This is a genomic window from Kaistia terrae, assembly GCF_026344005.1.
In the GTDB taxonomy this organism is placed as follows: Bacteria; Pseudomonadota; Alphaproteobacteria; order Rhizobiales; family Kaistiaceae; genus Kaistia; species Kaistia terrae.
In genome coordinates, this window is sequence record NZ_JAPKNH010000002.1 from 550,536 (window position 1) to 574,118 (window position 23,583).

Below are 23,583 nucleotides of genomic sequence, written 5' to 3' on the forward strand. Positions count from 1 at the left end.
ATATGGAATATCCAAACCGTCAACTGCGGCGTGCTTCGGCCACGGCGACGGTCAGGGTCATCGCCAGCGCCATCGAGGCGGAAAGCGAGCGGAAACCCTCATAATCAGCCTCGACCACCTCGAACCAGACGCCAATCTTGGGGATTAGCGGGCTGAACGGGCTGTCGGTGATGACGACGAGCGGCGTGCCGCCCTCATTGATCTGGCGCGCATAATTCAGCGTCGCCGAGGCGTAGGGCGTGAAGGAAATCGCGATCGCGGCGTCGCGCGGGGTGGCGAAGGAGAGCGTTTCCGGGTCGTTGCCCTGGGCTGAGCCGACCAGGACCGACTTCACGCCGAGTTTGCCGAAGGCGTAGCTCATATAGGAGGTGACGGGAAAGGAGCGGCGCTGGCCGATCAGGTAGATCGTCTCGGCGCGGGCCAGTAATCCGGCCGCCTCATCGATCTGCTCGACCTGCACGCGCTCGCGCAGTGAACCCACGGACCGTTCCGCTGCCTTGCAGAATCCAGAGAAAAGTGTCGCCGACTTGCTGTCGCCGGCGACATGCGAGCGCAGCGACGATAGGCGTTCGGAATAGTTCGAGGTGCGGTCGCGCAGGCGATCCTGGAACACGGCCTGCAGGTCGGAAAAGCCTTGGTATCCAAAGGCCTGGGCGAAGCGGACCAGCGTCGAGGGCTGGACCTCGGCTTTCTCGGCAATGCTCGCCGCCGTGCCGAAGGCGACATCGTCTGGATTGGCGACGGCATAGATGGCGACCTGGGCCAGGCGCTTCGGCAGCGTGTCCTTCCGGCTCACCATCAAATTGCGAAGGCTCCAGAAATCGCGCGGCGGCAGGGCGTCATTGTCGTCGATGGTCATGATCGCGGGCCTTTCCTGCGCATTTGGCGCAGCTTTCCCTGACTTCGGCGCGAAAATCAACTCTTGACGCGCATATGGGTTGATGGAATGAATATTCCGGCATTGATGTGAAGGGTCTGTTTATTCCGAATATCGATGCGGCGAGGTCGCAGAGCAGCAAAAACGGCCGGAATCTCGCATTTTTTCATTCTCGGGAGGAATGTCATGAAGATGAAACTCAAGGCGATGTTGGCAGCCACAGCTTTGGCGGTCTCCGCCGTTGCCGCCCATGCCGATATCATCGTTGTCACCCACGGTCAGGCATCGGATCCGTTCTGGTCGGTGGTCAAGAACGGCGTCGCCGAGGCCGGCAAGGATCTGGGCGTCAAGGTCGACTACCGCGCCCCGGAAACCTTCGACATGGTCGCCATGGCGCAGTTGATCGACGCCGCCGTCAACCAGAAGCCGGAGGGCATCGTCGTATCGATCCCCGACGCCGACGCGCTTGGACCGTCGATCCAGAAGGCCGTCGCTGCCGGCATTCCCGTCATCTCGATGAACTCGGGATCGGATGTCTCGAAGAAGCTCGGCGCGCTGCTGCATGTCGGCCAGAGCGAGTATGACGCGGGCAAGGCCGCCGGCGAGAAGCTCAAGACGATGGGCGGCAAGAAGGGCCTCTGCGTCAACCAGGAAGTCGGCAACGTCGCGCTCGATCTGCGCTGCAAGGGCTTCACCGACGGTTTCGGCGCCGTGACCGTCCTGCCGACCTCCGCCGATCCGGCCGACGTCAAGGCAAAGGTCAAGGCGGCGCTGGCTTCCGATCCGACCGTCGACGCAATCATCACGCTCAATGCCTCGCTGGCGGGTGAACCCGCTGTCGCGGCCGTCAGTGAATCCGGCATGGACGGCAAGGTCAATGTCGCGACCTTCGACCTCTCGGCCGGCTTCCTGCAGGCCGTCGCCGACGGCAAGGCGGCCTTCGCCATCGACCAGCAGCAGTTCCTGCAGGGCTATCTGCCGGTCGCGTTCCTGGCGCTGCACAGCAAGTATGGCCTGATGCCCGGCGGAGACGTGCCGTCCGGTCCCAATCTGGTGACCAAGGATTCGGCTGCCAAGGTCGTTGATCTGTCGGCCAAGGGCATCCGCTAGACCGGCCCCAGCCAATGTGCGTGGGCCGAAATGCCCGCGCGTATTGGCGTGCTTGCCGAGAGGCTTCGGTCTCTCGGCCCCACCTGGCCGGCAAGGCCGTGAACGAAATCGCCTCGTCTCCCGTCGCACGCTGCGTCCGACGGCCGGCGGGCGACGTCCTCGAAAGACCTGCGGAGCGCAGGTTCGCGCGCTGGCGGGGAGAGAATGATGGACAGGAACAGCTTGATCGAAGCGGCGGCGGACGAGCGGCTCAAGCATGCCTCGGCGCTGACGCGCATCTTTCGACGGCCCGAGCTCGGAGCTATTCTCGGCCTCGTCATCGTCACGGTTTTTTTTATAGCCGTTGCCAATCCGGTTATGTTCGAGCTGTCGGGGATCATGAATTTCATGGCACCGGCCGCGCAACTCGGCATCCTGGCGATCGGCGCCTCGCTGCTGATGGTCGGCGGCGAGTTCGACCTGTCGGTCGGTTCCATGGTGGCGTTCGCAGGGCTGATCTTCGCGGCCTGCGTCGTGACGTTCGGCCTTCCGCTGCCGGTGGCGATCGCCGTGGCCTTCGCCTGCGCTGCCGCGATCGGCTTCCTGAACGGGCAGCTTGTCATTCATACCGGCCTACCGAGCTTCATCGTTACGCTGGCTTTCCTGTTCGTTCTGCGCGGTCTTTCGCTGGTCGGTCTCAAATGGGCGACCGGCGGCGCGACGCAGCTCCGTGGCGTGCGCGAGGCGGCGACGGATACGCCGCTCGACGCGTTCTTCTACAAGCTGTTTGCCGGCGATGCCTTCGAGAGCCAGTTCGCCTGGCTCGCCGCGCATGACTGGATCGCCAAGTTTCCAAATGGCCAGCCGAAGGTGACGGGCGTTCCGGTCGAGATCATCTGGTTTGTCGTGCTGGCGGCGCTAGCAGCCGTCGTGCTGTCGCGAACCCGCTATGGCAACTGGATCTTCGCCGCCGGCGGCGATCCGAACGCGGCGCGCAATTCCGGTGTGCCGACGCGACGGGTGAAGACGTCACTGTTCGTTCTGACGGCGTGCTGCGCTGCCCTGGTCGCCGTCCTGACCGTGCTCGACGCCGGATCGACGGACGCGCGACGTGGTTTCCAGAAGGAGTTCGAGGCGATCATCGCGGCGGTCATCGGCGGGTGCCTGCTGACGGGCGGCTACGGCTCGGTGGTCGGCGCAGCGATCGGCGCAGTCATCTTCGGCATGGTGCTGATCGGGCTCACCTACACCAACATCGACCAGGATTGGTATCTGGTCTTCCTTGGCGGCATGCTGTTGATGGCGGTGTTCTTCAACAACATCATCCGCAAGCGTGTGACGGGAGAGCGGTGATGGATACGCCTATCCTGGAAATGCGCGATATTGAGAAGCACTTCGGTTCCGTCGTGGCGCTGGCCGGCGTGTCGATCGAAATCCACCCGGGCGAGGTGCATTGCCTGCTTGGCGACAATGGCGCCGGAAAATCGACCTTCATCAAGACGATGGCGGGCGTGCACAGGCTGACCAAGGGCCAGATGTTCCTGAATGGACAGCCGGTCCAGTTCAGCAGCCCGCGCCAGGCTCTCGATGCCGGCATCGCCACGGTCTATCAGGATCTCGCCATGATCCCGCTGATGTCGGTGACGCGGAACTTCTTCATGGGGCGGGAGCCGGTGAAGGGGATTTGGCCGTTCCGCTTCATGGATATGGGGTTCTGCGATCGTATCACTCGCGAGGAGATGAAGCGGATCGGCATCGACGTGCGCGATCCCGGCCAGGCGGTCGGCACACTGTCCGGCGGCGAGCGCCAGTGCGTCGCGATCTCGCGCGCCGTCTATTTCGGCGCCAAGGTGCTGATCCTCGACGAACCGACCTCGGCGCTCGGCGTGCGGCAGACCTCGATGGTGCTGAAATATATCGACATGGTGCGCAAGCGCGGCCTCGGCGTCGTCTTCATCACCCACAATGTTCGACACGCCATGGCTGTCGGCGATCGCTTCACTGTGCTGAACCGTGGCCGGACGTTGGGCACGGCGGCGCGCGGCGAGATCACGGCGGATGAATTGCAGAACCTGATGGCCGGCGGCAAGGAGCTGGCGGATCTGTCGTCCGAGCTCGGCGGTACCGTCTAAACCTCATCTTACCTTCATCGGGAATGACCAGCATGAAATCCCTCGGGATCGGCTTGATCGGCACGGGCTATATGGGCAAGTGCCATGCGCTTGCCTGGAACGCCGTCGCGCCGACATTTGGCGATGTGGCGCGGCCGAAGCTGGTGCATCTGGGCGAGGCCAATGCGGCACTCGCCACCTGCAAGGCGGAAGAGCTTGGCTTCGCACGGGCATCCGGCGACTGGCGCGCTGCGGTCGAGGATCCGGACGTCGATGTCGTCTCGATCACGACCCCAAACCAGTTCCACGCCGAGATGGCGATCGCGGCGCTGAAAGCCGGCAAGCATGTCTGGTGCGAGAAGCCGATGGCGACGTCAGCCGCCGATGCCGTCGCCATGCTGGAGGCAGCCAAGGCCTCCGGCAAAGTCGCGGCGCTTGGGTATAACTACATCCAGAATCCGGCCGTCCGGCACATGCGCGGGCTGATCGAGCAAGGGGCGATCGGCACGGTCAACCATGTCCGTGTCGAGATGGACGAAGACTTCATGGCCGATCCGGCCGCGACCTTCGGCTGGAAGAGCGAGGCGGCGTCCGGCTATGGCGCGCTCGACGATTTTGCCGTCCATCCGCTGTCGCTGCTTTCCGTTCTGGTCGGGCGGATCGCCAGCGTCGTCGTCGATATGGCAAAACCTTATGCCGAACGGCCGCTGGCCGACGGCGGCAGCCGTGCGGTCGAAACGCATGACATCGCCAACATCCTGTTCCGGCTTGAAAACGGTGCTTCCGGCAGCCTGCTGGTCAACCGTTCGGCCTGGGGCCGCAAGGGCCGGATCGCCATTCAGATCTTCGGCTCGGAAGGGTCGCTGCTGTTCGACCAGGAACGCATGAACGAGCTTCAACTGTTCCAAGCGCGCGGTCCCGTGGCCGAGCAGGGGTTTCGCACCATCCTGACTGGCACGTCTCATCCGCCCTATGACCGCTTCATTCCGGCGCCCGGTCACGGTCTCGGCTTCAACGATTTGAAAGTGATTGAGGCGCGCGAGCTGATGCGTCGAATTGCCGGCGAGCCCGCCCATCTGATCGAGTTCGAGACGGGTTTGCAGATCGAACGAAGCGTCCATGCCATGGCTCGTTCGCACGAGGTGCGAGGCTGGGTGGACGTGCCCGGATAATTCTACCGCCGATGGGGCGCGCATCTCTGTCGAGGTGGCGCGGACGACTGTTTAATTCGCATGAGCTTTCAGGGACTTTGACATGACCGTGAGACTGGGACTTCTGGGCGCTGGCCGCATCGGCAAGGTGCATGCGGCAGCGATTGCTGCGAATGCGGGCGCCACGCTCGTCGCTGTCGCCGATGCCTTTCCCGAGGCGGCCAAGGCGCTCGCCGCCTCGACCGGCGCGGAAGTGCGCGAGGCGGACGCGATCATGAACGCCTCGGATATCGACGCCGTTTTGATCACGACGCCGACCGATTTGCACGCCACTATGATCGAGCAGGCGGCGCGGGCCAAAAAGGCGATCTTCTGCGAGAAGCCGGTTGATCTCGACGTCGCCCGCGTCAAGCAATGCCTTGCCGTCGTCAAGGCTGAGAACGCGCTGCTGATGGTCGGCTTCAACCGCCGCTTCGATCCGAACTTCATTGAGGTGCGCCGGCAAATCGATGACGGCGCCATCGGCAAGGTCGAGATGGTGTCGATCACCTCGCGCGACCCTGGACCGCCGCCAGCCGATTACATCAGCCGGTCGGGCGGGCTGTTCCGCGACATGACGATCCATGATTTCGACATGGCGCGCTTCCTTCTCGGCGAGGAGCCGGTCAGCGTCTATGCCAGCGCGTCGGTGCTGGTCGATCCCGAAATCGGCAAGCTCGGCGATTTTGACAGCGCTTCGGTCGTGCTGACGACGAAATCCGGCCGGATCGCGCAGATATCGAATTCGCGCCGCGCCAGCTATGGCTACGACCAGCGCATCGAGGTGCATGGCTCGAAGGGATTGGTCAGCGCCGACAATCTGCGCGCCACCAATGTCGAGGTCGCCAATGCCGAAGGCTATCGCCGCGAGCCGCTGCTGAACTTCTTCATGACCCGCTACACCGAAGCCTATCGCAACGAGATCGCCGCCTTTGTCGCGGCGGTGAAAGATGGCGGCCCGGCGACGCCGTCGGGTGAGGATGGCTGGAAGGCGCTGGTTCTCGCCGACGCGGCACTGCAATCGGTCAAGGAAAAGCGCGCGATCGCCGTTTCGATTTGAGGCGCGATATTCTTCTGCAGACGGTGGCGATATCGGATCGCCGCCGTCGTTTGTGCATTTTGACACGCATTTGCTGGCCGATAAACCTTCCGTTGCTCCTGTGTCAGGAAAACGCTGTAATCCACCTCCGCCTCTTGTCGATGGCGGGAAGCTTCGGGGGAGGCACGGATGACTGGACGTCTCGCTGGCAAGACTGCCTTGATCTCGGGAGGCGCGACCGGGATGGGCGGGGCGACCTCGGTCCTGTTTGCGCGCGAAGGCGCCCGGGTCGCCATCGTGGATCGCAACGAGGCGGCGGCGCTGGCGCTGGTCGAGGAAATCCGGGCCGCCGGTGGCGATGCGATCCATGCGGTGGCCGATGTCTCCTCTGCCGCCGAAGTCGAGGCTGCCGTCGCCAGCGTTCTGGCGGCCTATGGCCGGATTGACGTGCTGTTCAATCATGCCGGTTCGATCGTCATCAAGCCGTTCCTGGAAACCACCGAGGAGGAGTGGGACAGGCTGACCGCCATCAATGTGAAGAGCATGTTCCTGATGACGAAGGCTGTGCTACCGCAGATGATCGCCAATGGCGGCGGCTCGATTGTCTGCACTTCGTCGATTTCAGCCGTGGCGGCGACGCCGATGGAGGTGCTCTACGACACGACCAAGGGCGCTTGTCACATGTTCGCCCGCGCCATCGCCATCGAATTCCGTGACCGCAACATCCGCTGCAATGCCGTCTGCCCCGGTTTCGTGCGTACGCCGCATGGCAATCGCGAAGTGGCCGACCTGCTTCGCTACGGCGTCGATGTTTCCGACGCGGCGCTGGCCGCCCAGCAGGGACGCGTCTGCGAGCCGGAGGAAGTGGCAAAGGCGGTTCTGTTCCTCGCCAGCGACGAGGCCAGCTTCATCAATGGCACGCATCTCTTCGTCGACAACGGCTTTACGGCTGCCTGAAGCCCCAAATACCCCACGAAAGGCGGCGGGAAGGGCTGAAGACGCGTCCTTTTGCCTTTCTGAGGCCATTCGCCGAAGGTAGGCTGGCACAATCTGATAGTTTGGGAAGCATTCATGCGCGTAGTTGTTACCGGTGGTGCCGGGTTCATTGGTTCGGCTGTTTGCCGGCATCTGGTCAGGGATCTTGGCGTTGGCGTCGTCAATGTCGACAAGCTGACCTATGCCGCCAACCTCGCCTCGCTGGCGCCGATCACCGATCACTCGCTGTACAGCTTTGTCCACGCGGATGTGTGCGACGCGACCGCCATGGCCGACGTGTTTCGCCGGTATGAGCCGGATGCCGTGATTCACCTCGCGGCCGAAAGCCATGTCGATCGTTCGATCGGCAATCCGGGCGAGTTCCTGCAGACCAACATCATGGGCACCGCGACGCTGCTTGAAGCGACGCGCGCGTATCTCGACCGGCTCGGCGCCGAGAAGCGTACGGCGTTCCGTTTCCTGCATGTCTCGACGGACGAAGTGTTCGGCTCGCTCGGGGCGGACGGATTGTTTCATGAGGCGACGCCCTATGATCCGTCCTCGCCCTATTCGGCCAGCAAGGCGGCGTCCGACCATCTGGTCCGCGCCTGGCAGCGCACCTATGGCGTGCCGGCGCTGATTTCCAACTGCTCGAACAATTACGGGCCGTATCATTTCCCGGAAAAGCTGATCCCGCTCGTCATCCTCAATGCCATCGAAGGCAAGCCGATCCGCGTCTATGGCGACGGGCTAAACGTGCGCGACTGGCTCTATGTCGAGGACCATGCCCGCGCGCTGTTCCTCGCGCTGACGCGTGGAACGCCGGGCGAGAGCTACAATATCGGCGGCCGCAACGAGCGGACCAATCTCGACGTGGTGCGCAGCATCTGCGCCATCCTCGACCGCCGGCGCGATGCCGGGGCTCCGCATGAAGAACTGATCGAGTTCGTCGCCGACCGGCCCGGTCATGATCACCGCTATGCGATCGACCCGACCAAGGCTGAGGCGGAACTGGGCTGGCAGGCGGCGGAAAGCTTCGACAGCGGCATCGAAAAGACCGTTGTATGGTATCTCGACCGGCGCGACTGGTGGGAGCCGATCCGCAGCGGTACCTATCAGGGCCAACGGCTCGGCCTGCTGGCGAGCGTGCCGTGATGCGGATTTTTGTCGCCGGTTCCGCCGGTCAGTTGGCGCGCGCTTTGACGTCGCGGGCCGCCGCGCACGACCAGGTCGTCGCCACGTTCGGCCGGCCGGAGTTCGACCTGGCCCGTCCCGCCGAGATGGCGCGGGTGATCGCCGGCTTCGAGCCGGATCTCGTCATCAATGCCGCAGCCTATACAGCCGTCGACCGGGCGGAGAGCGAGGCCGATCTGGCCATGGCGATCAATCGCGATGGCGCAGCGCAGCTTGCCGTGGTTTCGCGCCAGCTGGGCCTGCCGTTCCTGCATGTTTCGACGGACTATGTCTTCGATGGCGAGAAGGGCGCGCCCTATGTCGAGACCGACGCGACCCATCCGCTCGGCGTCTATGGCCATACCAAGCTTGCGGGCGAGAACGCGGTCCTGTCCCAAAATCCCGATGCGCTGATCTTCCGCACCGGCTGGGTCTATGGCCCGGACGGCGGCAATTTTGTCCGCACGATGGTCCGTCTCGCCGGAGAGAAAGAGCATCTGGATATCGTCGCCGATCGCTTCGGCAATCCGACATCGGCGTCCGATCTCGCAGATGCCTTGCTGGCCATCGCCCATCGGGCGAAGGGCGCGGCCGGCGGCGTGTTTCATCTTGCTGGCGGCGCCGAGGCGAGCTGGTTCGATCTCGCCAGCGGCGTCATGGCGCGGCTCGCGGAAACCGGGCGCAAGGTGCCGACGCTAGGAAAAATATCGGGCGACGCCTATGTCGCCCCTGCCGCGCGACCGCGTGATTCAAGGCTCGATGGCTCGCTTGCGGAGCGAACTTTTGGCGTCCGCCTGCCCGGCTGGACGGACAGTCTCGGTGTCACTGTCGACGCCATCCTCAATCCCGAACGGAATGCTGCATGAAGGGTATCGTACTCGCCGGCGGCGCCGGCACGCGGTTGCATCCGATGACGATGGTCACCAGCAAGCAATTGCTGCCGATCTACGACAAGCCGATGATCTACTATCCGCTGTCGACGCTGATGCTGGCAGGCATCCGCGACATCCTGCTCATCTCGACGCCGCAGGACCTGCCGAATTTCCAGGCGCTGCTGGGCGATGGCTCGCAGTGGGGCATTTCGCTTTCCTACGCCGTGCAGCCGACGCCCGATGGGCTGGCGCAGGCCTATCGGATCGGCGCCGATTTCGTTGCCGGCCAGCGGTCCGCCCTGGTCCTGGGCGACAACATCTTCTTTGGTCATGGCCTGACGGCACTACTCGCCCGGGCGCAGGCACGGGAAACCGGGGCGACGGTGTTCGCCTATCACGTGCAAGACCCCGAGCGGTATGGCGTTGTGGCACTGGATGCCCAGCAGCGGGCTGTCTCGCTCGAGGAGAAGCCGAAGCGGCCGCTGTCCAACTGGGCGGTTACCGGCCTCTATTTCTATGACGAGACGGTGGTCGATATCGCCGCCGACCTCAAGCCATCGGCGCGCGGTGAACTGGAGATCACCGACATCAACAGCGTCTATCTGGAGCGCGGCGCGCTGCATGTCGAGAAGATGGGCCGTGGCTATGCCTGGCTCGATACCGGCACGCCCGATAGCCTGATCGAGGCGTCCAAGTTCGTGCGCATTCTCGAACAACGCCAGGGTTTGAAGATCTGCTGCCCGGAAGAAATCGCCTACCAGATGGGCTTCATCGACGCCGCCGCCCTGGAACGCCTCGGCGTGGCACTCGGCAAGAGCTCATACGGCCAGTACCTGCTCAAAATGGTTCTCGCCGAACGCTGAATTGGATGCGTGGCTTCCTGGCATGCCTCGAAGATCGGCCGGCAAGGGCAGGGGATTCGCGCGATCCAATTATCTGATTTCCGAAGCATATCGGCGCGAGCCGGCCTTACCGGCTCCAAAAATCCGACTCGCATGACGAGACGCCCTTGAAAGGACACAGAGCCTGATCCAATTAATGAGCAAGCACTCGCTCATCAGGTTGTTGGAATGGCTCGTCCCCTCAGTGAAGAAAAGCGCGAAGCGATCCTCACCGCTGCCATCGAACTGGTGGCGACGCAGGGAACCGGTGCGCCCACGGCGAAGATTGCCAAGGCGGCCGGCTTTGCCGAGGGAACGCTGTTCACCTATTTCGCCACCAAGGACGATCTGCTCAACCAGGTTTTCCTCGAAATCGAGGCGGAGCTGGCGGCTGCGCTTCTCGATGGCTACCCGGGGGACGGCAGCCCCTATGAGCGGACCCGGCATCTCTGGGATCGGCTGATCGACTGGGGGGCGGCGAACCCCGCAAAACGCAAGGCAATGCGCCAGCTCAAGGTCTCCGATCGCGTCTCCGAGGACAGCCGCTGCCGTGCCGGCGAACTATTCCAGGAGATCACTGGAGTGCTGGAGCAGAACCTCGCCGACCATGCGCCGGTCGGACAAAAGGTGACCTATGTCGCCGCCATACTCGACACGCTGGCCGAGACAACGCTGGAGTTCATCCTGCGCGATCCCGAAAAGCGCGAACACTACAAACAGTCCGGCTTCGAGATATTCTGGAAGGGGATCGCCCGCTGATTTTTTGTCCTTTTAATGAGTGCGTGCTCGCTCATTAAACATAGAAAGAAAGATCCGATGTCCAATACTCAAACGTCCAAGGCTTCCATGTCCAAGATCTGGTTGATTACCGGCAGCGCTCACGGGCTCGGCCGCTCGATCGTAGAAGCCGCTCTCGCTGCGGGAGATTGCGTTGTCGCCACGGCGCGCAATCCCGAAAGGCTTGGTGATCTGGAGGCAAAACACGGCGGCAATCTACGCAGCTTCGCGCTTGACGTGACCGATGCCGAGGCGGCGCAAGCGGCCGTCGATTTCGCGATCCAGACGTTTGGCCGGCTCGACGTTCTCGTCAACAATGCGGGTTATGGCCATCTCATCCCGTTCGAGCAGACGGACGCTGCGGATTTTCGCGCTCAGATCGATACGAACTTCTATGGCGTCGTCAACCTGACGCGAGCGGCGCTGCCCGCGATGCGCCGGCAGCGTGCCGGCCATATCATCAATATCTCGTCGGTCGGCGGACGTACCAGTGCGCCGGGCATGGCCGCCTATCAGGCGGCGAAATGGGCGGTAGGTGGCTTCACCGAGGTGATCGCCAAGGAAACCGCGTCGTTCGGCGTCAAGATCGTCGCGGTCGAGCCGGGCGGTATGCGCACGGCCTGGGCTCAGGTCGCTGGGAGGGCTGCGCCCGACTTGCTGCCAGACTACGAGCCGACCGTCGGGGCCTTGCTTGGTATGATCAAGGCCTATGCAGGCAATGAGGTCGGGGACCCAGCCAGGATCGCCGATGTCGTCGTCGACCTCGCCGGTCGCAATACGGTTCCGGCGCATCTGATCTTGGGCAGCGACGCCCTGCATATCTATGAACTTGCCGAGGCGGCGCGCCAGGCCGAGGCGAAGGAATGGGCAGCCGTTAGCGCCTCGACCGATTTCGAGGGCTCGGAACTGTCAATCCTGGAAGGCTGGAAATAAGGCGCCCTAGCGGATCGCGAGGTCGGCGAGCCTGGGATGAAGTCGGTCGCGATCTGAAAGGGTCGCGTCTGCTTCACTGACGGGCCAGACGATGCCGAGCGCCGGGTCGTTCCAGGCGAGGCCGCGATCATGCGTCGGACTATAGAAATCCGACGTCTTGTAGAAGACCTCGGTATCCGGCTCAAGCGTGCAGAAACCATGGGCGAATCCGGTCGGCACATAGAGTTGCGCCCGGTTTTCGGCTGAAAGCGTCACCGCGACATGCTGGCCGAAGGTGGGCGATCGCGGGCGGATATCGACGGCGACGTCGAGGATTGAGCCCCGGAGCACGCGAACCAGCTTGGCCTGTGCGCGCGGATCGAGTTGGAAATGCAGTCCGCGCAGCGTCCCGGCCGGACGTGACAGCGACTGGTTGTCCTGGACGAAGGGAACGCCGGGCGCGACGTTGCGCTCGAAAAGATCCTGCCGAAACGCCTCAAAGAAGCAGCCGCGTGCATCCCCATGTACCGTCGGGTGGATGAGGGCTGGTCCTTCGATGGCAAAGCGTTCGACGGTCGTCATGGTGTGAGCGGCTCCGATCTCAAGGGAGGGCAGCTTTGACGCGATCGGGGGCAGAGTGCAAGCCGTCGGCGCATCGCCGCATGGACAGCGCGATTGGCCGGCTTCATGGTGGCGGCCAAGCGCAGGACGACGGACGAATCGGCCGAGTTGGCGCGGCGCGTTACAGCGCGTTGTTCGCTCGATCCGGAAACCTTGATGTCGCTTCGGCCGCTCACCCTCTTCGTCACCAGCTTCGGCGGGCAGGCCGTCATCCTGCCGATCCTGATCCTGGTGATTTTGATCCTGTTGGTCTCCGGCCAGCGTCGCGCTGCCTTCTGGTGGGCGTTCTCGGTCGTTCTGGTGCTGGGCTTGGTGCTGGTCGCCAAGATCGGCTTCATCCCCTGCGGCAGATACTTTCCGGCCCTTGATCTTCGCAGCCCGAGCGGTCATGCGGGAGCGTCGATGGCGGTCTATGGCGGTCTCGCCGTGCTGGTGGCGCGGCTGGCGCGGACCCGGGCGCTTGGGGGATTGGCACTTCTCTGCGGATTTGGCGTCTCCCTGGCCATTGCCGTCACCCGCATCGTGCTGGGGGCGCATACGGTGTCTGAAACCGTGCTTGGCGGCGCAATCGGGTTGATCGCACCGATCCTTCTTGCTACCCGGCAGGACCTCTTCCTGCGGCCGGTCCGGCTCAAGTGGATCTGGCTGCTTGTCGCGCCGGTGATCGTTGTGGCGCTGCTGCGCGGCGTCGATCTCGGCGCCGAGACGGCCATCGAACATGTGGCCCGTCAACTCAACGCGCTGCTCGGTGTCTGCCGCTGAACGGTCGCCTCAATACCGGCCGCGCAGCACCAGCTTGCAGGCCGGCGCTCCTTTTGAATGCCAAGCGGCGCCCATCGCAGCCCTCAACGATGTCGATCCTCCGGGCGCGCGGATCTAGCCGGTCTTAAGAGATCGCCGCCGCGCCAAAAGGCCATCGACGCTCCAGGCGCCGGGGCCTGCGGCGGCGATATAGAAGAAGATGAAGCAGAACAGGATCGCCTCGATACCGCCATTGCGGAGCGGAAAGAAATCCGTCGGCTGGTGGATCATGAAATAGGCGATCGCCATTTCTCCCGAGAGGAGGAACGCGACCGGGCCGGTGAACAATCCGATCAGCAGCAGCGGCGCGCCGATGATTTCAACAAGCCCTGCGACCCAGAAGATGGAAAACCGCGGCAATTCGGAGAGCGTCTCCGAATAGGGGAAACCGAGCAGCTTCGCTGTTCCGAATTCGAGATAGACCAGCGCCGTGGCGATCCGCAGCAGCGACAGGATCTGCGGACGCCATCTGGCCAAGGCTCCTATGCGCGGCCATCCCGCTACAAGGTCCCGACCGTGGCCGACGTCGCTCCGATCAATGTCCATGTCTTCCTCCACCGCTGTCGTCCCGACGAATGCCAGCTTGGAAATAGCGCTGTCGGTGCGATTGCTTTGCTTTGTCTGGAACGAAAACAGCGCTCGCGCCTTGTTTATTCGAAGACGCATTCTGGAGGAGACATTCCATGCCTGTGAAGGAACTGCTCAAGTCGCTGGTGCCCGGTCACGCCGCGCGCCACACCCGCAAGGAAAAGGAAAGCCGCCTGGACAAGGAGCTCAAGGAAACCTTTCCGACGAGTGATACGCCGGGCAGCGTTCAGCCTGGCTCCGGCATCACGGGCGCCGAGGTGAAGCCATCGAAATTGTCCCCGTCGCAGATTGCCAAGGGCAAGACGATCGACTGATCCGATACCGATTCTTTGCGACGAGGCTTCCCGAATCCTCCCTGAGTGCCATTGCGCGCTCCACCTCAATACCCCGTTGGCCCTTCGGTCGGCGGGGTTTTTCTTGATGGATGGCGGTAGCAGCGATGCAGATCGTCGACTTGAATGTGATTTTGCAGCCCTTGGAAGCCCCTCCGATTCAAGGCAAACTCATGCCGCCATAGCTCTTTGGGGAACCGTTGATGGAAAGCCACGAGCCGTTTTTACGTGAGGCGATTGCGCTCTCGAAATCCGCAATGGATCGCGGCGACGAACCGTTTGGCTCGGTGCTGGTGAAGGACGGCGAAGTAATCCTGCGCGCCGAAAACAGCGTCTTCACCGGCCACGATATGACGAACCACGCCGAGATGAACCTGATCAAGCTGGCGGCGCAGCACTACGATACGGCTTTTCTCGCTGACTGCACGCTCTACACCAGCACGGAGCCGTGCGCGATGTGCTCGGGGGCGATCTACTGGTCGGGCATCGGCCGTATGGTGTTTGCGTGCTCCGAAGAGCGCCTTGGAGAGATCGCCGGGATCGGATTGAACGTGCCGAGCCGGGCGGTGTTGCAAACTGGCGCCCGCATCGTCACCGTGATTGGCCCGGCCATCGAACACGAAGCCGCTGAAGTACATCAGGAATTCTGGCCGAAGCATCTGGGCAAGGCCTAGACCCTTCGACTGAAGATCCTGCCCAACTCGACCGGATGAGTCTAGCTTAGGGCATGGCGAAGACGGGCTTCAGCGCGACATAGGCGGCGCGGTAGCGCGCATAGCCATTGTCGTAGACTTCGCGATTGGCCGGGTTCGGCTGGATCAGTGCTCCCTGCGTGGCGAGGCTGGAGATCCCGCTCCACTCTGTCGCCAGGCCCGTGCCCATCGCCGCGACCCAGGCAGCGCCTACCGACGAGCCATATGGGTTATCGAGCAGCTGCACGGGCGCGCCGATGACGTCGGCCATGATCTGCATCCAGACCCGGCTCTTCGTGCCGCCATCGGAGGCGAAGAAGCGGCGCGGCGCATGGCCCATATCGGCGAGTACGTCGATGTGGTGGCGGAAGCCATAGGCGACGCCTTCGAGCAGGGCGCGCCAGATGTGGCCCTTCGTGTTGCCGAGGCTGAGGCCGATATAGGTGCCGCGCGCCAGCGGATCGTGGATCGGGGTCTTTTCGCCGAGGAAATAGGGCAGGCACAGCACCCCGTCGCTGCCGGCGGCAATCGCTCCAGCCAGCCTGTCGAGAACGACATGCGGCCGCTCTTCGGTATCTCCTTCCACGAGCAGACCGGCCATCCAGTTCAGCGCCGAGCCGGACGAGGCCATGCAGCCATTCGGCGCAAACAGGCCGGGGACAAGGTGGTAGTCCAGATAAAGCCGTGCATCCGGCATCGCCTTGTCGGCCGCCACGACGATATCGCCGGCGCCGCCGAATTTGAGCAGAACGTCGCCATTCGATGCGATACCGGCGGCAAGTGCCGAGGCGATGTGGTCGGCCGCGCCGCCGAACACCGGTAGGCCTTCCGGCAAACCGGTTTCGCGCGCCGCCTCGGCTGTGACCGTGCCCATTTGTTCGTGTGTCACGGTGCGGTCCGGCACGGCGCTGCGCGGAATGCCAGCCAGCGCCACTAGGTCGTCGGCGATCTTTCCGCTGGCGACATCGGTGAACCCCGCTTCCAATGCCCAGTTCTGCTCGACGGCACGGCGGCCGGTCAGCCGCCAGTTGATGTAGTCATAAGAACCGAACACGGTTGCGATGCGCGAAAAGATGTCCGGCTCGTGCTTGGCGATCCAGCGAAGCTTCGCCGCGACCAGTTGCTGGTTGACGCCGTTGCCGGTGCGCTGGAGGAAGGCCGCCTCATCGATCTCGCGCTTCAGTCCCTCGACCTCTTCGCCACAACGGCCATCGCTTTGCTGGATGCTGGGGCGCAGCACCTTGCCGTCCGCATCAAGCAGGACGACGGCGGGCAGCATGCCGGTCACGCAGAGCCCGGCGAGCGATTGCGGGCCATCGGGGAGGGCGGCGATCGTCTCGCGCAGTATTTCGCGGGTGTTCGACCACCATTGCGCCGGGTCTTCCTCCGCCCAGCTTGGACGCGGCGAGGCGAGCGTCACCGGCCGCGATGCCATGTGCAGGATCTGGTCGGGAATACGGACCGCGATCGAGATGGTCGAGGTCGTACCGATATCGAGGCCGATGACAGTGGTCTTCAAGGCAGGCATCCGGGGAGTTCCAGTCAGTTGCCGGGCGATAGGCCAGCGGTGGAAACAGGCGCGGCGATCAGTCGAAAAGTCGTCCGGGCTCCGGCCCGGCGATGATGATCTCGACATTGGCGGCTTCGAGGGCGCGGGCCAGATGGGCGGGCGGGGCTGCATCCGTCACCATGACGTCGACCCCGGAGAGTTCACACACCCTCGCAAGAGACCGATGATCGAACTTGGATGCATCGCACAGGATGACCACCTGGTCGGCACGGGCGATGAAGGCGCGCTTCACCTCGGTGTCCTCGACGGAATAATCGAAGAAGCCAGCTTCGATCAGGCCCGAAACGCCGATGAAGACGCGGTCGATATTGTAGTTCTGCAATTCGCTGACAGCGCGCGAACCAACCACGGATTGTTCCGGATTGCGCACCTCGCCGCCCAGCACATAGACGGGGCTCTTCGAGGCGGAGAGCGTCATCGCGGCACGAAGGCTGTTGGTGAAGACGCGGAGATCGTGTCGTTCGACGACAGCTTCCGCGAGCGAAAGCGTCGAGGTGCCGACATCAATGGCGATGGTCTCGCCCGGCCCGATCAGGGCCGCCGCACAGGTGGCGATGGCGGTCTTTTCGCGAGCATTTCTGTGACGTCTGCGCTTGAACGCCGGTTCCTCCAGATCGAATATTTCTCGTGGGCTGGAGGCTGAAGAGACGGCGCCGCCATGCGTGCGGGCCAGAAGGCCGCGTTCTTCCAGCAGCACCAGATCGCGCCGGATGGTCATTTCGGCGACATGAAGGTTGCCGGCGATCTTGGAGACGGAGACGAAGCCCTTGTGCTCGATCCACTCGAGGATGAGAGACTGGCGCGCGCCGGCGGGCATGCGTCCAAAACCATGTTCGCCCGAATCCGCGCGATCGCCCAATTCCCTTGGTCCGAAATCGTGGCCATGCGCTGGGTCTGATTGCATCGCAGCTCCTGCTGGACGTTTATTCTGCAACAAGTTCGAACATAAGCGAACATTAGCGCGAAGTGGGGCGTTGTAAAGTGTTCGAAACTGCGATTTGTTTGGTCCATCAAACGAGCAGGGAACGCACGACATGGCCGGTACTTTTGATCTTCAAGGACGCAAGGCAATCGTTACCGGTGGGTCGAAAGGCATCGGCGCGGCCATCGCGCGGGCGCTCGACAGGGCCGGCGCGACCGTGACCATCGCCGATCTCGACGTGATGGCGGCGCAAGCCGTCGTGGCCGAGCTGGAGAATGGCGGTTTCGCTGTCGAGGTCGACGTCACCAAGCGGGATTCGGTCGACCGGGCCATGCAGAAGGCGATCGACGGCATGGGCGGCTTCGACCTGCTTTGCGCCAATGCCGGCGTCTCGACGATGCGGCCGGCCGTCGACATCACCGACGAGGAATGGGACTTCAATTTCGACGTCAACGCGCGCGGCGTCTTCCTTGCCAACCAGATCGCCTGCCGACACTTTCTGGCCAATCGGACCAAGGGCGTGATCGTCAACACCGCCTCGCTGGCTGCCAAGGTCGGCGCGCCTCTGCTGGCACACTACTCGGCTTCGAAATTCGCCGTGTTCGGCTGGACCCAGGCCCTTGCCCGCGAAATGGCGCCGAAGAACATCCGCGTTAATTGCGTCTGCCCGGGCTTCGTCAAGACGGCGATGCAGGAGCGCGAGATCATCTGGGAAGCGGAGCTGCGCGGCATGACGCCGGAAGCGGTGCGCGCCGAATATATCTCGCTGACCCCGCTCGGCCGTATCGAGGAACCGGAAGACGTTGCCGACGTCGTCGTGTTCCTCGCCTCGGACGCGGCCCGTTTCATGACTGGCCAGGGCATCAACGTCACCGGCGGCGTCCGTATGGACTGAGGCGGACCGGAAGGTCGCTTCGGCAGCTTTGACTGAAGGACGTTGGGGGCGGATCGATCAGCGATCCGCCCCCGTTTCATTAGCGCGCCTAGGTGGGGCGTCCAAACAGTTCGGTCAGGTAGAAGAGGAAGGCAGCCAGCGGGAAGGCGAGGCCTGCCACGAGGATGCCGTTCCAGCCGAAGGTCTCATAAAGCGGGCTGGCGATGGCCGAGCCGACGGCGCCGCCCATGAAGATGGTGGCGACATAGATGCCGCTCAGCCGGCTGCGGATCGCCGGCTCCATCATGAACAGCGAACGCTGGCCGAACACCATGTTCGCCTGCACGCAGAAATCGAGCAGGATTGCCGCCACCACCAGGGCTGCGATCGAGCCGACGGAGACTAGGCCGGACAGGGCGAAGGCGACGAAGACGCCGGCAATGGCGAGACCAGTGCCGATGCGGCCGAAACCGCGATCGGCCAGGCGTCCGGCAAAGGGCGCCGAGATCGCGCCTGCGGCGCCGGCCAGCGCGAAGACCGCAATCTGCGTCTGCGACAGATGGAACGGCTCGCCGGCCAGTTCGAGCGGGGCGCTGGTCCAGAACAGGCTGAAATCGGCGAACAAGGCGAACTGGTAGAAGCCGCGCCGACGCAGCACCGGGGTGTCGCGGAAAATCGACCAGAGCGAGCCGATCAGCTGCGTATAGGTGTGGCCCGAATGTGGGTGGCGTTGCGGCAGAAAGCGCATCAGCAGGAGCGCCAGTGCCAGCATGAAGGCGGCGGAGAAGAAGAATACGCCGCGCCAGCCGATCTGGTCGGCCAGCACGCCGGCGAGCGGCCGGGCGAACAGGATGCCGACCATCAGGCCGCCCATCACATTGCCGACCGTCCGGCCACGGGTCTCGTCGCTCGCCATGTGGGCGGCCATCGGCACCAGCACCTGCGCGATGCTGGAACAGATGCCGATGAACAACACCGCGCCCAGGAAGGGCAGCGCGCTGGGAGCGACGGCCGCGAGCAGCAGCGCGAAGGCCGTCACGCCGACGGCGATCAGCACCAGCTTCTTGTTCTCGATGATGTCGCCGAGCGGCACCATCAGCATCAGGCCGACGCCGTAGCCGATCTGGGTCAGCGTCACGACGAGGCTGGCCATGGCCGGCGGCAGGCCGACATCCGGGCCGATCAGGGCGATCAGCGGCTGGGCGTAATAGAGATTGGCGACGATGGCGCCGCAGGCTGCCGCCATCAGGAAAGTCAGCGGCGCGGAAATCGTGGCGGGCGCCGGCGCGGGGCCGACGCCGGATGGATCTGGCAGACGCATGAGATGGGCTCTTGTTGTGGTGGCGGGCGCTCGCGCGAAGCAGCGTCGGCCGATCGACAAGACATGGCAGCTTTCGCCGGCCAATCCAATCATCCGTAGGGATTAACACCGTTCACGATCGCGAGGGGATGTCGGTCAGTCCCGCGCCGCCAGTACGCCCTCGAGCGCCACCAGCCGACCGCGCTTGATCACCGTTCGGCGCGGCGGTACGCCGGCGAGGGCTTCCGGCACCGAGGCGGCGTCCAGCAGCACGATATCGGCGCGCTTGCCGGGCGCGAGGCCATAATGCGCGACGCCGAGAACGGCGGCAGGAATCTCGGTCACCATGGCAAAGGCGTGGACGAGATCGGGATCGGCGAGGAATTCCTGCCGGTAGCCGATGATCTGGGCGCGGCGCAGCAGATCGCCATCGCCATAGGGCGACCAGGCATCGCGGATGTTGTCGGAGCCGGCGAAGACGGTGACGCCGGCAGCCTTCAGGCGCTTGACCGGCGGCATGGCGACGGGACCGGGGCCGTTGGTCATGATGGCGATCTTTGCCTCGGCGAGCGCCTCCGCCGTGCGGCCGAATTCGAAATCGTCGATCTGGCCGAGCGCGAAGGCGTGGCTGACCGCGACCTTGCCCTGGAGACCGAGTGCGATCGTGCGGGACGCGATATCCCGCATTTCGGAGGCGCCGAGAGCGCCGGAATCATGCAGGTGAATGTCGACGCCGACGTCGTGCTTCGATGCGACCGCGAAAATGGCGTCGAGATGGCCGGTGGCGTCCTGGTCGATGCCAGCGGGATCGAGGCCGCCGACAAGATCGGCACCTTCGCTGATCGCCGCGTCAAGCAGGTCGGCGACGCCGGGATCGATCATGACGCCGCTCTGCGGAAACGCCACGATCTGGATGTCGACCAGATCCCAGTAGCGCTCCTTCAGGCGCAACAGGGAATGCAGGCCCTTGAGGCCGACTTCCGTATCGATGTCGACGTGGCTCCGGAGGCTGCCGGTGCCGAAGGCGGCGATCTGCTCGATCAGCCTGCCGCCGCGTTCCTCCACCGGCAGCGCCACAGTGCGGCGCAGTTCTTTCTCGGCCGCGATGCGAAGCGCGACGGTGTCGCCCGGCAGATGCGGAATGAAGGGCAGGCCTAGCAGCGTCTTGTCTAGATGAATGTGGCCTTCGACAAAGGAGGGCGCGGCGAGTTGGCCGGCGGCGTCGATACGGTCGCAATCAACCGGGGCTTGGCCGGCCGGGACGATGGCGGCGATGGTCTCGCCGGCGATGACGATATCGACACGGCGAGCGTCGGCCGTGGTCGCGCCGGCGATGACGAGGGTCGGCAGCATGGCAGCCATCAGGCGATCAATCCCATCCGACGGGCGGCGACGACGCGGTAGAGCCGGTCGCCATAGATGCTTTCCTCCTCGCGGGCGGAGAAGACTAGGCTGATATCGTGCTCGTCGTCGGAGGCGATGGCCGCTTCGGCGATTTCGGGCCAGCCGGGCGCTGGCAGATGCCGCCACGCGTCGAGCTGCTCCGCGCTGGGCAGGCTCGGAAAGCCGATCTTAGGCACCAGCGAGGCGATGATCTGCCAGAAATAGCGCTGCAGCGCCGGGCGGTCTGCCTCGGCGAGATGCGGACCGATCAGGCGGATCCAGTGCGAACCAGTCAAAGCGTGCAGCGAGGAGAAATCCATCGTTGCGGCGAAGAGAGCCAGCGAGGTCTCGGCCAGCTTGCGGCCGGTATCGGGGCCGATCGCGAGCCAGTCGACGACGGGTGCAAAGGATTCCTTTTCGCCGGCGGCGCGAATGTTGTGCCAGAGCAAGTCGGTCTCGGGCTCGACCTCGCGCAGGCAGGGCAGGGTGCAGGCGCGGGCCAGCACTTCGCCTGGATCATCCGTGATCGGCGCAGCGCCGGTGGCGCGCGGCATGGTGAGATAGGTGGCGGACCAATAGCCGAGCGCCGTGCCGACTTCGCTGGGGTCCATCCGCATCAGGCCATAGGCGGTGCGCATCATGCCGTGCATCGCGCTCGCGCCAATTCCGGGGAGCAGCGTCGGCAGATAGGTCTGGATCGCGGCATCGATGCCGATGCGTCGGACCTCGTTCTCGAAGAAGGCGCGATAGTCGTATTCGCGCGTGCGATCTCCAAGCGCATCTGTCCAGCGCTCGCGCTCGATTGGCGCGACGGGTGGCGGCGTCGGCACTAGCCCGTTGGTTGTGCAATACGTCTCGAAATACTCGGCGAGCCGCTCGCTCGTTGCGCCGAGCCGGTCGAGGGCTACGAGGATCATCGGCAAGTGGCTGGCCAGCAGAATGGGGAACTCGGCGCTGTACAGCCGGGTTTCGACAAGCAACTCGTCGAGCGTGTCGGGCCGGGTGCGCGGTGAAAGGGCCATCATGTTTCCTCGGAAATTATTTTTCTAAGTTCGCAGCGCTGAAGTGAACTTCGTCATAGGCCATCAGCTCAGCATAATGCCGGTCCGCGTCGTCGAGGAAGAGGCCTTTTGTCAAAGCCGCAATCATTCTCGGGACGCCATATTTGAGCCCGGTAATGCCGTTGCAGATCGGGCCGAGGCTCGGCACTGCGCCATTGTTGAAGATATGGATATTGGCGAGATGCGGCGCTCGTCCGGGAACTTTCTCGGTGAACTCGAAGGCGCCCCCGAGGTAGGGATAGCGGCCGAGATTGGCATCTTCCTCTCCCGTCGGCGCTGCGAAGCGATCGGACCAGAGCGCGATATCGTCGACGAGGCTCGCAAGCTCTGGCCGGCGGCGAAGGTCGATGTCGTAGCCCGTTCCCAGCAGCAGATGGTCGAAGTCGAACCGGCCGCGCGGTGTGTCGAGGCGGATCCGGCCGTCCTCGATGCCCAGTCGCTCCGGCGGGCAGCCGAGCTCCAGTCGAAAATTCGGAAAGGCGCGTGCGGCGTTGAACATCTCCGTCGTTGGCGGCGTCTTGAAATCGAAGAAGCGGCGCATGAAGCGCCAGCGGCGCAGATCGTCGAGATCGGCGAAATGCCCGAGGAAGCCGGGGAAATTCGTCCAGGCCAATACTTCGGTCTTGGCAAATTCCGTCGCGCGACCGAACAGGGTGGCCGTTTTGGCGCCGGCCCGCAGCGCCGCCGTTGCCCAGTCGAAAGCGGAAGAGGACGAGCCGAGAATGCCGACATCGCGGCCGGCCAGCCGCGCCACGTCGATCGTCTCGCCGCTGTGGGTCCAGAATTCGCGCGGCAGGCTTTCCGAGACGATCGCCGGCACCGCATGTCCCCCTGCGCCTTCGATGCCCGTGGCCAGCACGATCTTGCGCGCATGGATCCGCTCATGGCCGTTCGGCCCGTCGACCGAGAGCACCAAGCCGTCACGAGAGGGCTCTATCGCGGTGAGGGTGGTCTCGTTGCGCACGGAGAGATCGGTGACGCGGCGATACCAGCGCAGATATTCCATCCAGTCGGCCCGGCCGATCTTGCCGACATTGTCCCATGCCTCGGCGCCATGGATCGCCTCATGCCAGGACCTGTAAGTCAGGCTCGGTACGCCGAGATCGGGGCCGGCGAGATGCTTGGGCGAGCGCAACGTGTCCATGCGCGCGCAGGTCAGCCACGGCCCCTCCTGCCCCTCGGCGCGGGAATCGAGCAGCAGCACGTTGACCACGCCCTGTCGTTTCAGCCCAAAGCCGATCGAGAGCCCCGACAGGCCGGCGCCGACGATGACGACATCGTGGATCGGCGCTCCTTCCGGGCCGCCGCGGGCCGGGATCCAGGCTGTCGGCGTTGCTTCGATCCGCGCCAGATCGGCGGCAATCTTCCGTTCCAGTTCGATGAGTTGGGGACAAACGGTCATGCGGCGCTTCCTCGCTCGGGAGGCATGTATCGTACCGCACTGATGCGAAACTGCGCGTGATGTAAAAGTAGGCACTCACCGATTATTGCTGTCGCGCGGCGCGCCTCGTGTTTTCGCGGCAATATGCGCGCCCGAATGCTT

General features: G+C 63.9%; 24 protein-coding genes. 15 read left to right on the plus strand and 9 right to left on the minus strand.

The window, feature by feature from the left end:
- Positions 1-19: 19 nt before the first annotated feature.
- Positions 20-859 (minus strand): MurR/RpiR family transcriptional regulator, encoded by an 840-nt coding sequence (locus OSH12_RS07735; protein ID WP_266342949.1) that lies wholly within the window; start codon positions 857-859, stop codon positions 20-22.
- 204 nt (positions 860-1,063) lie between these two features.
- On the opposite strand from OSH12_RS07735, the gene OSH12_RS07740 reads away from it, so the two are divergent.
- The 11 genes from OSH12_RS07740 to OSH12_RS07790 all read left to right on the plus strand — a co-directional run bounded on the left by OSH12_RS07740 (position 1,064) and on the right by OSH12_RS07790 (position 11,917).
- On the plus strand, positions 1,064-1,987 hold the full coding sequence (locus OSH12_RS07740) for a sugar ABC transporter substrate-binding protein (protein WP_266342950.1): 924 nt from the start codon (positions 1,064-1,066) through the stop codon (positions 1,985-1,987).
- Positions 1,988-2,191: 204 nt separating this feature from the next.
- Positions 2,192-3,319, plus strand: coding sequence for an ABC transporter permease (locus OSH12_RS07745; RefSeq protein WP_266342951.1), 1,128 nt, complete (start codon positions 2,192-2,194; stop codon positions 3,317-3,319).
- On the plus strand, positions 3,319-4,098 hold the full coding sequence (locus tag OSH12_RS07750) for an ATP-binding cassette domain-containing protein (protein WP_266342952.1): 780 nt from the start codon (positions 3,319-3,321) through the stop codon (positions 4,096-4,098). The genes OSH12_RS07745 and OSH12_RS07750 overlap by 1 nt, the downstream gene beginning before the upstream one ends.
- 32 nt (positions 4,099-4,130) lie before the next feature.
- Positions 4,131-5,249 (plus strand): Gfo/Idh/MocA family protein, encoded by a 1,119-nt coding sequence (locus OSH12_RS07755; RefSeq protein WP_266342953.1) that lies wholly within the window; start codon positions 4,131-4,133, stop codon positions 5,247-5,249.
- Between the two features lie 82 nt (positions 5,250-5,331).
- On the plus strand, positions 5,332-6,327 hold the full coding sequence (gene iolG / locus OSH12_RS07760) for an inositol 2-dehydrogenase (protein WP_266342954.1): 996 nt from the start codon (positions 5,332-5,334) through the stop codon (positions 6,325-6,327).
- 168 nt (positions 6,328-6,495) lie between these two features.
- A complete protein-coding gene (locus tag OSH12_RS07765) occupies positions 6,496-7,263 on the plus strand; it encodes an SDR family NAD(P)-dependent oxidoreductase (RefSeq protein WP_266342955.1) in 768 nt (255 codons plus the stop codon).
- A gap of 114 nt (positions 7,264-7,377) precedes the next feature.
- A complete protein-coding gene (gene rfbB / locus OSH12_RS07770) occupies positions 7,378-8,436 on the plus strand; it encodes a dTDP-glucose 4,6-dehydratase (protein WP_266342956.1) in 1,059 nt (352 codons plus the stop codon).
- Entirely contained in the window at positions 8,436-9,320 is an 885-nt protein-coding gene (rfbD, locus tag OSH12_RS07775; protein ID WP_266343346.1) for a dTDP-4-dehydrorhamnose reductase, read from the plus strand. The genes rfbB and rfbD overlap by 1 nt, the downstream gene beginning before the upstream one ends.
- Positions 9,317-10,189 (plus strand): glucose-1-phosphate thymidylyltransferase RfbA, encoded by an 873-nt coding sequence (gene rfbA / locus OSH12_RS07780; RefSeq protein WP_266342957.1) that lies wholly within the window; start codon positions 9,317-9,319, stop codon positions 10,187-10,189. The genes rfbD and rfbA overlap by 4 nt, the downstream gene beginning before the upstream one ends.
- Positions 10,190-10,396: 207 nt before the next feature.
- Complete coding sequence (locus OSH12_RS07785) at positions 10,397-10,966, plus strand: TetR/AcrR family transcriptional regulator (protein ID WP_266342958.1); 570 nt, start codon at positions 10,397-10,399, stop codon at positions 10,964-10,966.
- Between the two features lie 57 nt (positions 10,967-11,023).
- Positions 11,024-11,917, plus strand: a complete 894-nt coding sequence (locus OSH12_RS07790) for an SDR family NAD(P)-dependent oxidoreductase (RefSeq protein ID WP_323180617.1) — start codon at positions 11,024-11,026, stop codon at positions 11,915-11,917.
- Between the two features lie 6 nt (positions 11,918-11,923).
- Here OSH12_RS07790 and rfbC read toward each other — a convergent pair whose 3' ends face one another.
- On the minus strand, positions 11,924-12,478 hold the full coding sequence (gene rfbC, locus OSH12_RS07795; protein ID WP_266342959.1) for a dTDP-4-dehydrorhamnose 3,5-epimerase: 555 nt from the start codon (positions 12,476-12,478) through the stop codon (positions 11,924-11,926).
- Between the two features lie 93 nt (positions 12,479-12,571).
- Here rfbC and OSH12_RS07800 point away from each other — a divergent pair, with 93 nt between their 5' ends.
- Positions 12,572-13,279 (plus strand): phosphatase PAP2 family protein, encoded by a 708-nt coding sequence (locus OSH12_RS07800; protein WP_266342960.1) that lies wholly within the window; start codon positions 12,572-12,574, stop codon positions 13,277-13,279.
- A gap of 114 nt (positions 13,280-13,393) precedes the next feature.
- Here the strand turns inward: OSH12_RS07800 and OSH12_RS07805 are convergent, their stop codons facing one another.
- A complete protein-coding gene (locus OSH12_RS07805; RefSeq protein WP_266343348.1) occupies positions 13,394-13,804 on the minus strand; it encodes a DoxX family protein in 411 nt (136 codons plus the stop codon).
- A 197-nt stretch (positions 13,805-14,001) separates the two neighbouring features.
- On the opposite strand from OSH12_RS07805, the gene OSH12_RS07810 reads away from it, so the two are divergent.
- The gene (locus OSH12_RS07810) at positions 14,002-14,220 is read left to right on the plus strand and encodes a hypothetical protein (RefSeq protein WP_266342961.1); all 219 of its coding nucleotides are present in this window, start codon (positions 14,002-14,004) and stop codon (positions 14,218-14,220) included.
- 221 nt (positions 14,221-14,441) lie between these two features.
- On the plus strand, positions 14,442-14,912 hold the full coding sequence (locus OSH12_RS07815; RefSeq protein WP_266342962.1) for a nucleoside deaminase: 471 nt from the start codon (positions 14,442-14,444) through the stop codon (positions 14,910-14,912).
- Between the two features lie 46 nt (positions 14,913-14,958).
- Here the strand turns inward: OSH12_RS07815 and OSH12_RS07820 are convergent, their stop codons facing one another.
- Both OSH12_RS07820 and OSH12_RS07825 read right to left on the minus strand, forming a co-directional pair.
- The gene (locus tag OSH12_RS07820; RefSeq protein ID WP_266342963.1) at positions 14,959-16,458 is read right to left on the minus strand and encodes an FGGY-family carbohydrate kinase; all 1,500 of its coding nucleotides are present in this window, start codon (positions 16,456-16,458) and stop codon (positions 14,959-14,961) included.
- Between the two features lie 58 nt (positions 16,459-16,516).
- A complete protein-coding gene (locus OSH12_RS07825) occupies positions 16,517-17,404 on the minus strand; it encodes a DeoR/GlpR family DNA-binding transcription regulator (RefSeq protein WP_266342964.1) in 888 nt (295 codons plus the stop codon).
- A 130-nt stretch (positions 17,405-17,534) separates the two neighbouring features.
- On the opposite strand from OSH12_RS07825, the gene OSH12_RS07830 reads away from it, so the two are divergent.
- Positions 17,535-18,317: an SDR family NAD(P)-dependent oxidoreductase gene (locus tag OSH12_RS07830; RefSeq protein ID WP_266342965.1), complete on the plus strand. Its 783-nt coding sequence runs from the start codon at positions 17,535-17,537 to the stop codon at positions 18,315-18,317.
- An 88-nt stretch (positions 18,318-18,405) separates the two neighbouring features.
- Here OSH12_RS07830 and OSH12_RS07835 read toward each other — a convergent pair whose 3' ends face one another.
- The 4 genes from OSH12_RS07835 to OSH12_RS07850 form a co-directional block, all read right to left on the minus strand.
- A complete protein-coding gene (locus OSH12_RS07835; protein WP_380223336.1) occupies positions 18,406-19,617 on the minus strand; it encodes an MFS transporter in 1,212 nt (403 codons plus the stop codon).
- A 135-nt stretch (positions 19,618-19,752) separates the two neighbouring features.
- Complete coding sequence (locus OSH12_RS07840) at positions 19,753-20,949, minus strand: amidohydrolase family protein (protein WP_266343350.1); 1,197 nt, start codon at positions 20,947-20,949, stop codon at positions 19,753-19,755.
- An 8-nt stretch (positions 20,950-20,957) separates the two neighbouring features.
- Complete coding sequence (locus tag OSH12_RS07845) at positions 20,958-22,001, minus strand: questin oxidase family protein (protein WP_266343351.1); 1,044 nt, start codon at positions 21,999-22,001, stop codon at positions 20,958-20,960.
- A gap of 16 nt (positions 22,002-22,017) precedes the next feature.
- Positions 22,018-23,442 (minus strand): NAD(P)-binding domain-containing protein, encoded by a 1,425-nt coding sequence (locus tag OSH12_RS07850; RefSeq protein ID WP_266342966.1) that lies wholly within the window; start codon positions 23,440-23,442, stop codon positions 22,018-22,020.
- Between the last annotated feature and the right edge of the window lie 141 nt (positions 23,443-23,583).